This window comes from Shewanella sp. 10N.261.52.F9 (assembly GCF_041471165.1).
Taxonomy (GTDB): Bacteria; Pseudomonadota; Gammaproteobacteria; order Enterobacterales; family Shewanellaceae; genus Shewanella; species Shewanella marinintestina.
The window spans coordinates 38,105-54,946 of record NZ_JBFRNX010000006.1; the positions used below are offsets into that span (position 1 = coordinate 38,105).

12 protein-coding genes are annotated in these 16,842 nt (G+C 45.8%); all 12 read right to left on the reverse strand.

The window, feature by feature from the left end:
- Positions 1–9: 9 nt before the first annotated feature.
- Positions 10–2,883 (reverse strand): formate dehydrogenase subunit alpha, encoded by a 2,874-nt coding sequence (locus AB4298_RS04895; protein ID WP_248999691.1) that lies wholly within the window; start codon positions 2,881–2,883, stop codon positions 10–12.
- An 18-nt stretch (positions 2,884–2,901) separates the two neighbouring features.
- A complete protein-coding gene (locus AB4298_RS04900) occupies positions 2,902–3,099 on the reverse strand; it encodes a twin-arginine translocation signal domain-containing protein (protein ID WP_028766715.1) in 198 nt (65 codons plus the stop codon).
- Between the two features lie 879 nt (positions 3,100–3,978).
- Positions 3,979–4,962 carry a formate dehydrogenase subunit gamma gene (locus tag AB4298_RS04905; protein ID WP_371985892.1) on the reverse strand — a complete coding sequence of 328 codons (984 nt, stop codon included), beginning with the start codon at positions 4,960–4,962 and terminating at the stop codon, positions 3,979–3,981.
- Positions 4,963–5,037: 75 nt separating this feature from the next.
- Positions 5,038–5,607, reverse strand: coding sequence for a formate dehydrogenase FDH3 subunit beta (gene fdh3B, locus AB4298_RS04910; protein ID WP_248999694.1), 570 nt, complete (start codon positions 5,605–5,607; stop codon positions 5,038–5,040).
- Positions 5,608–5,636: 29 nt separating this feature from the next.
- Entirely contained in the window at positions 5,637–8,492 is a 2,856-nt protein-coding gene (locus AB4298_RS04915) for a formate dehydrogenase subunit alpha (RefSeq protein ID WP_248999695.1), read from the reverse strand.
- 18 nt (positions 8,493–8,510) lie between these two features.
- Positions 8,511–8,708: a twin-arginine translocation signal domain-containing protein gene (locus tag AB4298_RS04920; protein WP_248999696.1), complete on the reverse strand. Its 198-nt coding sequence runs from the start codon at positions 8,706–8,708 to the stop codon at positions 8,511–8,513.
- 742 nt (positions 8,709–9,450) lie between these two features.
- Positions 9,451–10,461 carry a formate dehydrogenase subunit gamma gene (locus tag AB4298_RS04925; RefSeq protein ID WP_248999697.1) on the reverse strand — a complete coding sequence of 337 codons (1,011 nt, stop codon included), beginning with the start codon at positions 10,459–10,461 and terminating at the stop codon, positions 9,451–9,453.
- 52 nt (positions 10,462–10,513) lie between these two features.
- Entirely contained in the window at positions 10,514–11,101 is a 588-nt protein-coding gene (gene fdh3B, locus AB4298_RS04930) for a formate dehydrogenase FDH3 subunit beta (RefSeq protein WP_220779766.1), read from the reverse strand.
- Between the two features lie 26 nt (positions 11,102–11,127).
- Positions 11,128–13,977, reverse strand: a complete 2,850-nt coding sequence (locus AB4298_RS04935) for a formate dehydrogenase subunit alpha (protein ID WP_248999698.1) — start codon at positions 13,975–13,977, stop codon at positions 11,128–11,130.
- 15 nt (positions 13,978–13,992) lie between these two features.
- Positions 13,993–14,193: a twin-arginine translocation signal domain-containing protein gene (locus AB4298_RS04940; RefSeq protein WP_248999699.1), complete on the reverse strand. Its 201-nt coding sequence runs from the start codon at positions 14,191–14,193 to the stop codon at positions 13,993–13,995.
- Between the two features lie 169 nt (positions 14,194–14,362).
- On the reverse strand, positions 14,363–15,037 hold the full coding sequence (locus tag AB4298_RS04945; protein ID WP_248999700.1) for a TorD/DmsD family molecular chaperone: 675 nt from the start codon (positions 15,035–15,037) through the stop codon (positions 14,363–14,365).
- Positions 15,038–15,047: 10 nt separating this feature from the next.
- Entirely contained in the window at positions 15,048–16,727 is a 1,680-nt protein-coding gene (locus AB4298_RS04950) for a 4Fe-4S binding protein (protein WP_248999701.1), read from the reverse strand.
- Between the last annotated feature and the right edge of the window lie 115 nt (positions 16,728–16,842).

Here is a 16,842-nt window from a genome sequence, read left to right on the forward strand (position 1 = left end):
ATACAGCAATTAAGCTTTAGCAATCTGACAAAGTGTGGCTTTAGTTTCTTGCATCTGAGTCACAGGGTCATAACCGTAAGTCATTACCGTGTTACAAGATTCACCCACTACGTAAGGCTTAGTGCTAATTCCACCAGATTCTGGATATTGCAGATCTTCACCGTGCATTACACCCGCGAAGTGATAAGGCATCCAAGTGACACCAGCACCAACACGTGGAGTTACCATCGCCTTGATCTTGATGCGTCCGCCTTCAGCACCTTCAACCCAAACGTCATCACCGTCACGAATGCCGCGATCTGCCGCATCAGCTGGGTTAATTTCGATGAACATTTCTTGTTGAAGTTCAGCCAACCATGGGCAAGAACGAGACTCTTCACCACCACCTTCGTACTCAACCAAACGGCCAGAAGTAGAGATTAGTGGGTACTTCTTATCTAGATCATCGCTAATAACCTTGTCTTGTAACGTTTTGTACAAGGTTGGTAGACGGTGAACTTGCATGTCGTTATGAGTTGGGTATTTCTCAATTAGATCGCGACGTGCTGTGTAGATTGGCTCACGGTGAACAGGCACTTCGTCTGGGAAAGTCCAAACGCGACAACGTGCTTTAGCGTTACCGTATGGCACCATGTTGTGTGCTAGCGCAACACGTACGATACCGCCACCTAAGTCAGTAGCCCAAGTACGGTTTTCAGCTAGTGCTTTCTCTTCAGCAGTTAGCTCATCCCACCAGCCAAGTTGCTTCAGCATCTTGTCATCAAATTGTGGGTAACCGTCTTGAATGTCAGCATCAACAGAAGCTGAATCTTCAGCTAGGATGCTTACGCCTTCGTGTTCAACACCAAAACGAGCACGGAAGTTACCACCACCTTGGTTAACGTTCATACCTGTGCGGTATAGAATCTGTGTACCAGGGTGCTTCTGCTCTGGAGTACCCCAACATGGCCAAGGTAGACCGTAAGTCTCGCCCTTGTTCACGCCGCCAGCAGCTTCTAGCGTTTCAGAAGAGAAATCGCCCCAGTTCATGGTGTGAGCACGGATACGCTCTGGGCTCCAACCTGTGTAACCCACTGAACGCATACCTTTAGTGTATTCGCGCATGATGTCATCAGGATCAGGCATGTTGCCATTAACCTTGATGTGCTTAGTCCATGTGTCAGCAATGCCTACATGCTTCGCTAAGCGGTACATGATTTCTAGGTCATTCTTAGACTCGAATAACGGCTCAACAACCTGTTGGCGCCACTGTGCACTACGGCCAGAGTTGTTTACAGAACCTTCGCCTTCGTACTGAGTAGCAGCAGGTAGGATGTAAACGCCATCTTGACGACGGTGCATAACACCCGCCATTGTTGGATACGGATCAACAACAACTACAGTTTCTAGCTTGTCCAATGCGTCACGCACTTCCATCTGACGCGTTTCAGTGTTCACTGATTGGCCCCAGAAGAATGCTAGACGTAGGTTATCTTTTTGAGCAAGAGTGTCTTTAGCGTCTAACACACCATCTTGCCAGCGAGAACATGGCATACCAGGAGTAGTCATAGGGCTACGACCTAAGTAAGACTTTTGGTCGAAACGTGCTTTAACTGAATCGAATGGTAGATCCCATACGCGAGACCAGTGGTGCCATGCGCCTTCACCAACGCCGTAGTAGCCTGGTAAGTTATCGAATAGCAGACCCATATCCGTTGCGCCCTGAACGTTGTCGTGGCCACGGAAAATGTTAGTACCACCACCAGACACACCCATGTTACCTAGCACTAGCTGCAGGATAGAGTACATACGCGTGTTAGCGTTACCAACGTGATGCTGAGTACCACCCATACACCAAATTACAGTACCTGGACGGTTAGTCGCCATTTGTTTAGCAGCAGCATAAACAGCTTCGCGAGATACGCCAGTTACGTTTTCAACTTCTTCAGGAGTCCAACGCGCAGCTTCTTCACGGATCTTGTCCATGCCGTAAGCACGTGTACGGATAAACTCTTTATCTTCCCAACCATTTTCAAAAATGTGCCACATTAGACCGTAAACCAAAGGAATATCGGTACCTGGACGTAATGGTAGGTGGATATCAGAATGCGCCATAGTGCGAGAGAAACGTGGATCGGCAACAGTCATTGTTGCGCCGCGCTCTTTGGCGATTAAAATGTGCTGCATCGCTACTGGATGCGCCTCTGCTGGGTTTGCCCCAATCAGGAAGATATTTTTTGCGTTACGAATATCGTTGAAAGAGTTGGTTTGTGCACCGTAACCCCAAGTGTTCGCAACACCAGCAACCGTCGTTGAGTGACAAATACGTGCTGAATGGTCAACGTTGTTTGTGCCCCACATTGCCGCTAACTTACGGTACATGTATGCACCTTCGTTAGAGAACTTCGCACTACCCATGAAGTAAACTGAGTCAGGACCTGATGTTTGATTGATCTCAAGCATCTTATCGCCGATTTCAGAAATAGCTTGTTCCCATGAAAGCTTCTTCCACTTACCGCCTTCAAGCTTCATTGGGTACTTAACACGCTTATTTGAATGCGTGTGGTAACGTAAGCTCGCGCCTTTAGCACAGTGGCCGCCAGAGTTGAATGGGTGGTCAAATGCAGGCTCTTGACCTGTCCAAACACCATTTTGAACTTCTGCGTATAAACCACAACCTACCGCACAAGCACTACATACAGTACGCTTGATTTCAGTTGGTGCGTCATGAGCTACAGTTTGCACTTTAGCTTCTGCTTTACGCATCATGCCTGTGCCTAATAAAGAAGCTGCTGCGATACCACCAGATGTGATACCTGCTTGCTTCATAAACTGACGACGGCTAATACCTAGAGTTTTTTTCTCTACGGTAGGTGCCGCGTTAGATTGGCGAGTTAACTTCATCGCTGTACTTCTCCTAAACTAGCCGCGTAAGCTATTGTAATAACTGCGAATATGTGCAGTTTCATGATAGCCATCTACATTTTTGGTGCTAACTTTCGTTTCACTTGCTTGAGCAACACTTACGCCAGTTGCGGCGATAGCAACACTTGCAGTGCCGCCGATAGTTAGTGCTTTCAGCAAAGATCTGCGATTCAGATCAGGCTGTTGCTTTTTCATTTTCACTCCTAGTAGGAAGGAATAGTTTTGTTTATAAACACTTAAGATAGATCCAATAACGCTACGACTTGCAACGCAGGTTAACCGCTTGTTAATCAGTCGGTTAACATTGTAAAAAGTGTATATTTACTAGAGTTATCCCCAATATAGCCGGCGTAATATAAAGAATTTCAATGGCCGAAAAGTTGATCTAAATCTGATTAAATCTTCGATTTTAGCCAAATCAGAACAAAAGTGTTAAGTAGAGCATGTTTTAATAAGACAACTTAAGCTCAGTAGCAAAATAATCCGCAACAAACTATGAAAACAAACCTTAAAAATAACTTAAAGTCATAAGCTTAAAGTACAAAGCGCCAACAACACCAATAGTTAACACGTGTTTCCGCCAAAGCCGCATTAACTAGCATCTAAAGCTACATTTAGTGTTTTTTAGCATTAGTTTGTTGGTTAACTGTAATGCCAAGCAGTGTAATAAGTTGAGCGGTACCAAGAGTTCTGGGCAAACGAATTTAAGACGCAGATAGGCAGGAAATGTGGCTCTGTTAGTAAGCGAGCCTCCGAAGCAGACTGCCTAATGTAACTATGGCTGACGAACTTTCGAGATACTGATGCTCTGCGTGCTAAATACAGCGCTCAGAGAGCACACTCCATGACTAGCAAGTAAGATTTAGGGAAGGCAGAATGACCAAGCGCACATTAGGCGTCGCTATGAGATACATGGATAAGGGCTAACAAGCCTTATAGTGGCTTGGTATCTGCAATCGCAGTAAAGCTGGTAGACACTTGGTAGGAATAGCTAATAGCGTTTATAAGTAAGAGCTGTAAGCAAAAAAATGCCCCGACTCAGTCAGGGCATTTAACGACAATATTCAGCGAATACTATTCTTTGTACTTAAGCGTACCGTTTTCTTTGATCTCATCGAACCAAAGGTTATGGTGCTGGCTTGCCCATGTTTCGTCACAGTAACCAGAAACCATACACTCCATACCACCTTCAGACATAACCGTTGCCATAAAGATATGCACGATTGAGAAAGCAGTAATGATAATAGCACTGACTGAGTGAAGCACTAATGCAATTAGGCTTAGAGTGCGGCTAGGCTCGAATAAGTTCGGGAATAGCAACAACATGCCAGAAGCAGAAATGAGTAAGCCAAAAGCAGCGAATGCCCAGAACCATAATTTCTCACCCGCGTTAGCGAAACCTGCGTCAGGATGCTTACCTTTGAATGGACCGAAGTTGATATAACCACCAACAACCATCATCCACTTAAGGTCATACATCTTAGGCATTTGGTTCTTAGCCCATAATGTCACCATTAACGCCCAACCTAACATGAACGGAATTGCCATGATGTCGTGGACTTGCTTAGCACCGTTAACCATTGCCGCCCATACGCCTTCGCCTATGTATGGCTGGAAGAAGAAACGCCCTGCAAGCAAGGTTAAGCCAGTTAAGATCAATAACAGACAAGGAATCGCACCTAGCCAGTGAATTGATACATCAAACTTAGACCAACGATAAACCAGCTTACCTGAATATCCGCCGTGCAGCTTAGAAATGCCGTTCACTTTGATAAACAGCACAAAAATAATGATCATCCCAAAAAGGGCTGCCATTAATGCTGGCGCAAGAATGTCACTGCGCAATTCAAGTACACGTAAGTCATACGTGTTAATTGCTTGGCCGTGGAACTCACTCGTTGAAGTGGTATAGCCTTCTTCGCCCGCTTTTAGCTGAGCCCAGATTTGACCATTATTTACTTCATTAGTGTCACCCACTTTAGGGCCATCGTGGGCAAATACCGACACACTAAATAACAGTGCAATTGCCACGCCTATGTGTTTGAACCATTTGTTCATGTCACCTCCTGATTGCTGCAAGCGATCTCAATGAGACAGCTTGCAGCGATTATGGACTAACTCAATATTTAAGGCTTAGCCCCAAACATTTTTGTTAGAACCACGGTATGCAACACGCTCACGGAAGATGGCAGAAACAACTTCTGCGTCACCCGCTAATAGCGCTTTAGTTGCACACAACTCAGCACACATAGGTAGCTTGCCTTCAGCGATACGGTTTGCACCGTACTTCTGACGCTCTGCTTCAGAGAAGTTCTCTTCTGGGCCGCCGGCACAGAAAGTACACTTGTCCATCTTACCGCGAGCACCGAAAGCACCTGATTTAGGGAACTGTGGCGCGCCAAATGGGCAAGCGTATAGGCAGTAACCACAACCGATACACGTATCTTTGTCGTGAAGTACGATGCCGTCTTCTGTCTTGTAGAAACAGTTTGCAGGGCAAACTGCCATACAAGGTGCATCACTACAGTGCATACATGCTACTGAGATAGATGCTTCGCCTTTAACACCGTCGTTGATTGTCACAACGCGACGACGTTGAATTCCCCACTCTAGAGCAGAGTCGTTTTCGTTCTTACATGCTGTGACACAACCGTTACACTCGATGCAGCGCTTGGTATCACATAAAAATTTCATTGTAGCCATTCTGGCAATTCTCCTAGCTAATTCTGCACTTAGGCTTTAGTGATCTGACAAAGCGATGCTTTGGTTTCCTGCATCTGCGTCACAGGGTCATAACCATAAGTCAATGCAGTGTTAGCTGATTCACCAATAACGTAAGGAACCGTACCTTCTGGGTAGTTAGGCGCTAAGCTTTCGCCGTGCATCTCACCCGCGAAGTGGTAAGGCATCCAAGTAACACCAGGCTTAACGCGTGGAGTGACCATTGCCTTAATCTTAATACGACCACCTTCAGCACCTTCTAGCCATACTGTGTCGCCGTCACGAATGCTGCGATCTGCCGCATCAGCTGGGTTAATCTCAACAAACATCTCTTGTTGAAGTTCTGCCAACCATGGGTTTGAACGCGATTCTTCACCACCACCTTCGTACTCAACTAAACGACCAGAAGTCAGACCTAGCGGATACTTAGCTGCTGAGTCTATATCTTGAATAGTCTTGTACAGTGTTGGTAGACGGTGTACTTGCATGTCAGCATATGTTGGGTACTTAGACACAAGATCACGACGTGGCGTATATAGCGGCTCACGGTGAACAGGTACTTCGTCTGGGAATGTCCAAACAATACAGCGTGCTTTAGCGTTACCGAATGGAATACAACCGTGCTTCATTGCCACACGTTGGATACCACCAGAGATATCGGTCTTCCAGTTCTTACCTTCAGCTTCAGCTTTTTCAGCCGCAGTTAGGTCGTCCCACCAGCCAAGTTGCTTAAGCATGTCAGCTGTGAACTCTGGGTAACCGTCTTGGATTTCAGCGCCTTTAGAGTAGCTACCTTCAGCAAGTAGGTTCTTACCTTTATACTCAACACCGTAACGAGCACGGAAGTTACCGCCACCCTCAAGTACGTGTTTGTTTGTGTTATAAAGGATCTGGGTACCAGGGTGCTTCTGCTCTGGTGTACCCCAACATGGCCAAGGTAGACCGTAGGTGTCACCCTTAGCAGGGCCGCCAGCAGCTTCAAGCGTCTTGTTGCTGAATGTACCCCAGTTTTGGGTATGTAGTTTCAAACGCTCAGGGCTTTGACCTGACATACCAATAGTCCACATACCGCGGTTGATTTCGCGGGTAATGTCCTCAATAACTAATACGTCATTTGCATCTTTAGCAATACGCTTAGTGTATTCATCTGCAAAACCAAGCTTTTGCGATAGACGGTACATGATCTCAAGGTCAGTTTTAGATTCGAATAAAGGCTCAATAACCTGCTCACGCCACTGTTGTGAACGGCCAGAGTTAGACACAGAACCTTGGGTTTCGAACTGAGTTGCAGCTGGTAGCAGATAAACACCATTCTTACGACGGTGCATAACACCCGCCATAGTTGGGAATGGATCCACAACCACTACGGTGTCCATTTGGTCAAGTGCATCACGCACATCACGCTGACGGGTTTCAGTGTTAACCGATTGACCCCAGAAGAACGCCATACGCACGCGGTCTTTCTGCGCTAGCTTTTCAGGTGTTTCTAACACACCATCATGCCAACGAGAACAAGGGATACCTGGGGTGTTCATTGGGATGCGACCTAGGTATGAGTTTTGGTCGAAACGATCCTTAACCCAACCGTAATCTAGGTCCCAAACGTTACACCAGTGCTTCCAAGAACCCGTCTTAAGACCGTAGTAACCTGGTAGCGTATCGAACAATAGACCTAAGTCAGTTGCACCCTGCACGTTATCGTGACCACGGAAGATGTTAGTACCACCACCAGACACGCCCATGTTACCTAGCGCTAGCTGCAGGATACAGTAAGCACGAGTGTTAGCATTACCGACGTGATGCTGAGTACCACCCATACACCAAACAACCGTACCAGGACGGTTATCAGCCATCATTTTAGCCGCTTGGTAAACTTCTTCTTCTGTGCAGCCTGTGATGTTCTCAACTTCTTTAGGTGGGAACTTCTTCACTTCTTCACGAATTGTGTCCATTTCGAAGACACGTTGCTCGATAAATGTCTTATCTTCCCAACCGTTTTCGAAGATGTGCCAAAGCATACCGTAGATAAATGGAATATCTGTACCTGGACGTAAACCACAGTGCAGATCGGCGTGAGCAGCTGTACGAGAGAAACGTGGGTCAACCACGATAATCTTAGCGTTATTCTTCTCTTTCGCGATCAAGATATGCTGCATAGCAACAGGATGCGCTTCAGCCGGGTTTGAGCCGATGAAGAAAATTGCGTTTGCATTCTGGATGTCGTTGAAAGAGTTAGTTTGCGCACCGTAACCCCAAGTGTTGGCAACACCGGCTACAGTGGTAGAGTGACAAATACGTGCAGAGTGGTCGACGTTATTCGTGCCCCACATTGCCGCAAATTTACGGTACATGTAGCAGCCTTCGTTCGAGAACTTAGCACTACCCATAAAGTAAACAGAGTCAGGACCAGATTCTTTACGAATGGTCTGCATTTGGTCGCCAACTTCGTTGTAAGCTTGCTCCCAAGATAGTTTCTTCCACTTGCCATCAACAAGCTTCATTGGGTACTTAAGACGCTTTTCACCGTGACCATGTTCACGCAGTGCAGCACCTTTAGCACAGTGACCGCCGGCGTTGAATGGGTGATCGAAAGCTGGCTCTTGACCTGTCCACACACCGTTTTGTACTTCTGCGTATAAACCACAACCTACCGCACACGCACTACATACAGTACGCTTAATTTCAGTTGGTGCATCATATGGCACGTCTTTGGCTTCTGCACGACGCATCATGCCGGTGCCCAACAAAGAAGCTGCTGCGATACCACCAGATGTAATACCTGCATGCTTCATAAATTGACGACGACTAAGACCTAGAGTTTTTTTCTCTGTGGTTGGTGCCGCATTGGATTTGCGAGTTAACTTCATCGCTTAAATTCTCCTAAACTATCCGCGTAAGCTGTTGTAATAACTACGGATATGCGCAGTTTCATGATAGCCATTGTCATTCTTTGCACTGACTTTAGTTTCACTTGCTTGGGCAACACTGACGCCTGTCGCGGCGATAGCGACACTTGCGGTGCCACCAATGGTCAGTGCTTTCAGCAAAGATCTGCGGTTCAGATCAGGCTGTTGCTTGTTCATTTTTACTCCTGGAAGATAAGGAATACTCTCATTATAAAAATTAAGATAAGTCTAATAATGCTACCGTTTACAGCGACAACCATGCGGTTGTTAAACCAATGTTCCGCATTGTAAAATTTGTTTACTTATTAGAGGTATCCAACAAAATTGCAGGGCTAATATAAAGAAAATTAGCTTAAGAAAAATTGATCTGAGATAGGTTAGATTTCGACTATTAGGAGGGGTAAGGCAAAAGTGTTAACTGGCGCATATTTAAAAGCGAAAAAACTGTGTAGTAAATCAAAATAGCACAAGTGATTAGACGGTTGAGCCTCATTTTGAATTTAACAAATACAGAACATCACAGGATTTGCTTATATAAATGCTAATTATTAACATTTGAAATTAGGCGGGGATATTTTTTATACAAAACCCTATTTAAACTCGCCATGACAGTTCACCCCTTCAGATCCAGCTAACACTTATTTATCACCAATAAGCAACAATTTGAAAAGTGATTAATACGACCTAAGAGATCCTAATGGAGATAGGTCTAATATAAACTACTGATAACCCTGTTTTTATATAAATAGGATAACGTCGGCTCTACGTAATTGACTGGCTTAGTGCGGGTAATCTAACTAATACCAATTACTTGGTTATTGAGCTGCCTCTGAATAGAGCTGAAGGACAATCTGAATGAGAAGAAAACAAAAATGCCCCGACAAAGTCGAGGCATTTTTAGATGAAAGCAAAACTAACGCTAGTCTCTATAAACTATGCTGTTATTTTCTTTAATTTCATCGTACCAAACGTTGTGATGTTGAACAGCCCAGTTTTCATCACAGTAGCCTGATACCATACACTCCATACCACCTTCGCTGAGTACTGTCGCCATCCAAATATGAACGATAGTAAATGCGATAATAATAATGGCACTAATCGAGTGAATTAACAGTGCTGCCATTGACGCTTCACGCGGCAAATCAAGCCCAGGTAACACCAACATTAACCCCGAAGCTGCGATAAATAAGCCAAACAATGCAAGGCTCCAGAACCACAATTTCTCACCGGCGTTAGCAAAACCACTATCAGGGTGCTTGCCTTTAAATGGACCAAAGTTGACGTAACCACCAACTACTAAGAACCATTTTAAGTCATACATCTTAAAGGTCTGCATTGGCATCCACTTAACGATACACAATATCCATGACACGATAAAAATAGGACTGACCCAATCGTGCACAGTTTTGCTACCGTAAATCAGTGCAGCCCAAAGGCCTTCACCTATGTATGGTTGCAATACATACCGACCTAACATGATGTTAAGTCCCGTGAATATTAGCGCTAAACAAGAAGCCGCCATTATCCAGTGGATCCACAAGTCAGCTTTAGACCAACGTAGTACCATCTTGCCTGAAAAGCCCTTACTTAACTTTGAAGGACCATTTACTAGGTAGAAGAATAGGAACGCTGCAAATACGCCAACAACCGTAATCCCCATAACAGGAGTTAAATACTGATTGCGAACGTTTTTACCTTCGTTACCCACTACGTTAATTAATACACCTGGCTCAACACCTTCTGCCACGGTGTAACCTGACTCACCTGCTTTTACTGCACGCCAAAGATCAGCGTCACTGGTTTTAGCCGCCTGCTGTTGACTCGATTGTTCATCTGCAGCCATTGCGGAGGTGCTAAGCCCCAACCCCATTGAAAAAACCAAAGGGATAACTAGCAAAGCAAAAAGGCTGCGCAGTGATTTCATAAACATACTCACTCCTTTATTGGGCTAAAAACCAACGCTTTTAGCCCACTCAGCCCTGCTAACCAGTAGTTGGGGTGTAACCCCAAATAGTACCTGGTGCGCGTCGTGCAGCAGAACGTTCACGGAAGATATCAGATACGACACCTGCATCACCCGCCAACAGTGCTTTAGTTGCACAAAGCTCTGCACACATTGGTAGTTTGCCTTCAGCAATACGGTTTGCACCGTAAAGCTTACGCTCAGCTTCAGAGAAGTCTGGCTCAGGACCACCGGCACAGAAAGTACATTTATCCATCTTACCGCGGCTACCGAACGCATCCTTTTGTGGAAACTGTGGCGCGCCGAAAGGACAAGCATAGAAACAATAACCACAACCAATACAGGTTTCTTTATTGTGTAATACGATGCCATCTTCAGTACGGTAGAAACAATCTGCCGGACAAACTGCCATACAAGGTGCATCCGTACAGTGCATACACGCGACTGAGATTGATGCTTCACCTGGCTCACCGTCATGTAGAGTAACTACGCGACGACGTTGGATCCCCCAGCCAATGGCTGAGGCGTTTTCGTTTTTACATGCTGTGACGCAACCGTTACACTCGATGCAGCGCTTGGTGTCACATAAGAATTTCATGACTGCCATAATGGCTTATCTCCTCATCAAGTTAATTAGGCTTTGCTGACCTGACACAAGCTCGCTTTCGTCTCTTGCATCTGAGTCACAACATCATAACCATAGGTCATTACGGTGTTGGCGGCTTCGCCAATCACGTAAGGAACCGTTCCTTCTGGATAGTTCTTCTCTAGGCTCTTGCCTTCGAATACACCCGCGAAGTGATATGGCATGAAACATTCACCTGGCACAACTCGTGGAATGACCATAGCCTTAACAGTGATCTTGGCACCTTCTGGACTATGAACGAACACATCATCACCATCACGAATACCGCGATCAGCAGCATCTGCTGGGTTGATCTCGATAAACATCTCCTGCTGAAGCTCAGCAAGCCATGGGTTAGAACGTGTTTCTTCACCACCACCTTCGTACTCAACCAAACGGCCAGTAGTAATTACTAATGGGAAGCCTTTAGTGAAATCCTGCTCCTGAATTGTTTTATACAGGGTAGGAAGTCTTGCAACCATACGGTCTTCGTAAGTTGGGTACTTAGCAACCAAGTCACGACGAGGCGTATATAGCGGCTCACGGTGTAGTGGAATATCATCAGGGAAGTTCCAAACAATACAACGCGCTTTCGCGTTACCGTAAGGAATACAACCGTGCTTAATCGCTACACGCTGAATACCACCAGAAATATCGGTCTTCCAGTTCTTACCTTCTGCATGGACTTTCTCTTCTGCAGTAAGGTCGTCCCACCAACCAAGCTGCTTAAGCATCTTGTCGGTAAACTCTGGATAGCCATCTTTGATTTCACTGCCCTTAGAATAAGAACCTTCAGCCAAAATGTTTACGCCATTATGTTCAACACCATAACGGGCACGGAAGTTACCACCACCGTTTATGACTTCACGACCAGTGCGATACAAGATCTGTGAACCTGGGTGCTTCATCTCTGGCGTACCCCAACATGGCCAAGGTAGACCATAAGTCTCACCTTTAGCTGGGCCACCTGGTGCCTCAAGCGATTTAATATCGAACGTGCCCCAGTTTTCTTGGTGCATCTTCAGACGTTCTGGACTCTGACCTGTGTAACCAATGGTCCACATACCTTTGTTAAATTCACGAGTCATATCTTCAATCAACGGCTCATCGCCATTAACCTTGATATGCTTACAGAATTCTTTCTCGATGCCCCACTTCTTGGCTAGCTTGTACATGATCACATGGTCAGGCTTAGACTCGAATAGTGGTTCAATGACTTGAGAACGCCACTGCAGTGAACGGTTTGAAGCCGATACTGAACCATAAGTTTCAAACTGTGTTGCAGCAGGTAGTAAGTAAACGCCATCGGTACGCTCGTGCATAACACCAGCCATTGTTGGGAATGGATCCACAACTACAACTGTCTTCATTTTGTTTAATGCTTCACGCACTTCACGGCCACGGGTTTCAGTGTTAACTGACTGACCCCAGAAGAATGCCATGTGAATATTGTCTTTCTGAGCAATCTTAGACTTGTCTTCAAGTACACCATCGTGCCAACGAGAACACGGAATACCGGTTGATGTCATAGGATCTTGGCCAAGGTGTGGCTGTTGATCAAAGCGGCTCTTAACCCACTCATAATCTAAGTCCCACACATTACACCAGTGCTTCCAAGAACCGGTCTTAAGACCGTAGTAGCCCGGTAGCGTATCGAACAATAAACCGAAGTCCGTTGCACCCTGTACGTTATCGTGACCACGGAAGATGTTAGTACCACCACCAGACACACCCATGTTACCAAGGGCAAGCTGTAGGATGCAGTAAGCACGAGTATTAGCATTACCCACGTGATGCTGAGTACCACCCATACACCAAACAACAGTCCCCGGCTTAGTTTCAGCCAGTAACTTAGCAACGCGGTACATCTGCTCTTCAGTCGCACCAACAATGTTAGCCACTTCAGCTGGAGGATATTTCTTCACCTCTTCGCGGATACGTTCCATACCGTAAACACGCTGGTCGATAAAGGTTTGATCTTCCCAACCGTTTTCGAAGATGTGCCATAACAAACCATAAATGAAAGGAATATCCGTACCTGGACGAATATGCACGAACTCGTCAGACTTAGCTGCAGTTCGGGTGAAACGAGGGTCGACAACGATAATTTTCGCGCCGCGCTCTTTACCTTCCAAGATATGTTGCATCGCAACAGGGTGAGCTTCACAAGGGTTAGAACCAATAAACATCATCGCTTTAGCGTTACGAATATCGTTAAACGAGTTAGTTTGCGCACCATAGCCCCAAGTGTTTGCAACACCGGCTACAGTGGTAGAGTGACAAATACGTGCAGAGTGGTCGACATTGTTGGTGCCCCACATTGCCGCAAACTTGCGGTACATATAAGCTTGTTCGTTAGAGAACTTGGCACTACCCATGAAGAATACTGAGTCAGGACCCGATTCTTTACGAATATCTAGTGCTTGCTGACCAACTTCTTCAATCGCTTGCTCCCATGAAAGACGCTTCCACTTGCCGCCTTCTAACTTCATTGGATACTTAAGACGCTTCTCACCGTGACCGTGTTCACGCAGCGCAGCACCTTTTGCACAGTGTCCACCAGCGTTAAACGGGTGATCGAATGCAGGTTCCTGACCTGTCCATACGCCGTTTTGAACTTCGGCATAAACGCCACAGCCAACAGAGCAGTGAGAACAGATAGTACGTTTAGTTTCGGTGGGGGTGTCGTGGGGAATATCTTTTGCTTCAGCTTTGCGCATCATTCCTGCGCCTAGCATTGATGCCGCTGCAATACCGCCTGTCGCGAGGCTCGCGGACTTGAGGAATTGGCGACGGTTTAAACCTAAAACTGCTTTGTTGCTTGCTGCAGCTTGGTCTGTTTTGCGGGTTAATCGCATCACACTCTCCTTTAATTATTTACTGCGCAGTGTGTCGTAATAACTACGAACATGGTCAGACTCTTGGTAGCCGCTGCCTTTTTTAGCAACTGGCGTTGCTTCAGGTTCTGCGGCAAGAGCTTGTCCACTTGCAGTTGCAACTGCGCCAGCCGCACCGCCGATTGCCAATGCTTTAAGCAATTGACGACGGCCCATGTCGGAAGCTTGCTTCTTCATAGTGTCTCCTTAGATTTCCTAAAATTAAGATAAAATGCTTATCACTAAACTCTCTATCCAGTTCTTGTTGGGCTCTTATCAAATAAGACTCCCATTTTTTGTCTATGTCAGCTCAGATCTATCGATTAACAAACTCTGAACTGACATAAATCTAAACCTCTACCTGCGCTTAAGACGCTAACTCATTGGTCGATGGCTCAATCTTTTCTATACTTTCCGCTTCGCTACCTGGGCAGTTAACCGGAATGTTTAGACTTAACTGTTCAAACTCTTTCGCTTCAATCACGAAGAATGCTTTAGCAAGCTGAGCCACTGTTGCATAGAAAGCAGCACTTGGTGCCTTTGCTAAGCTATCGCAGAAGCGCTCAATCCAGCTACCCATGTGGCGCTGGTAGAAAGCAAGCTGACGGTAGCCAGGAGCTTCTAAAATCAAGGTGCCCATCACTTCGCAAAGTGCAGCAACATGGTCTTCTGGTTCTTTAACTTCTTCTTCACGCTCAAAACCTAATTGCATTAGGTCATTACGCAATAAAGCCAATGGCTTATCCATCAATGAGCCAGTCATAAACCAGCTACCGTAAGGCAGGATTTCGCCACAACCTACACCAAGGAACACGTTAAAGTACTCATCTTCAAGTTGTTCATCACTGAATTGCTGTGCGGCCAATTTAAGTCCAACCCAAGCTTTAGTCATGTCGCTGTCGTCGTCAGCGTCAATTTCTAAGCCCGATAAGAACGCAAGCAACTCAGGGCTTGGTTGGCGACGTAATAACGCTGCAAGCAACTGATAAATATCGGCTCTTAGCTCATCGTTTTCTGAAACTTCTCTTACTAATTCGGTCATGGTTAAACTCTTATCGCAGTTGCTTTTCAGGATCTTGAAGAATGTCTTCAAACATGTCTTTAACTCGACAGTCACCACACATCTTTAAACGGTCTGTGTTGGCACTGAAGGCACTGTGGGTTCCAACCACATCTAACATCCGTTTCACCATGGATTGCGTTGCGAACGGTGTGCCGCAAGTAATACATTCGAACGGGGCTTCCTCATGCAGGGTTTGACGCTCCTGACGCGCAGCTTTATCGAGATTAACCTGAGGCGTTAAGCTGATAACTTTCTCAGGACAAGCTGCTTCACATAAACCACACTGTACACAGTCTTGCTCTACAAAGTGTAATGCCGGGCGATCGCCACCATCGGTCAATGCCCAAGTAGGACAAGTCGCCACACAAGACATACACAAGGTACAGTTCTCAGTGTTTACGCTAACTTGGCCGTATGGAATATTGCTTTGAGATAAGCAGGTATCAACCGATGCAGCTTGTTCATTTAGATGATCGATGGCGTTGTAAATAGTTTCACGCTTAGTGGTTGCAGCAAATTCAGCAGGCACTATCACTGGCCAGCTTGCACTGGTATTAAGCAGCTCAGACAACTCACTCGCACCCGCTTCAGTCAAATGCGCTTCATTGATTAAGCTAATGCGTTGTGGCTGACCCATTTCATCAAGAATATCGTTCGCTAATGAAAGCTCACCATTAAGCATCTGCGTCAATGTTGGTGCAGTCACATCTGTTTGCAGAACCAAAATTTGGCGTGCGCCCCATGCTAGAGCAGACAACCAATGATCCATGCTCGCAACCGTGATCTCTTCCATTTCAATTGGAATGATTTCACCAGCAAGTGCGTCAGTCACTAACTGTGCGCCTTTACCCATATCATGGAAAAGAATAACCGGTGCAACCTGCGCTTCTGCGCGGAACTTAGTCACTAGCTTTTGCAAGTAAGTATGCATAGCTTGCGGTGTTGGCAAGTCATAACTAATCGCGCCTGTTGGACAAGCATTAGTACAACTACCAGCGCCATGACAAAGGTATGGGTCTATTTCAATCTTCTTGGCAACGCTAGAAATAGCATCCGCTGGGCAGAAGTTTAAACAACGCGTACAGCCTTCATTACCATTACGGTTATGAGCACAAATATCGCTGTTAATTTTCACGTAACGTGGCTTATCAAATGAACCGATAAGATCTGGTAACTGTTCAAGTGCATCAGCCAGCTTAGCTTCATCCTGACCGACATAGAAATAGCCTGGCGGCAGCATTTCTAGGTTGATGCATGGGCTCATGCTCAAATCAAGGATCAAGTCGAAGTGGGCTTTACGAATAGCCACAGTGCTTAGTTCTGCACTGCCGTTATCGTGCTCAACCTTAACTTGGAACTGGCCTAAGAAACCTTTAATTTCGATTAGCTTGTTATAGTAACTTTCTACGTTTTCAGCAGCATTCATTACTTTTTCAAGGTGATCTTCATCTTGGCTAGTAATTGGCTCGTTGGCTAAAATCGCGCACTGCCCCATGCTGGACAATTTGTCTGCCGCTAGGCGCGCCAAATCTTCCGGGCCGATCACCAAGACGTTGCCTTCGGTGGTGTAGCTAACGGTCGGTGGGATCAGATTTTGAATCACCTGAGTCCCTGCAAGGACCTTTTGACGAACCTCTTTGAGTCCGACTTGCGTTTCACTATTGCTCACATTGCGTTCCTGAACAGTTCTTTGGCTGCTTCCGTATACGAGTACCGCTGTTCTCATCATGCCTATTATTGGCATCAGCTTTTTATTACTCACTAATATAGCAAATCACATACCA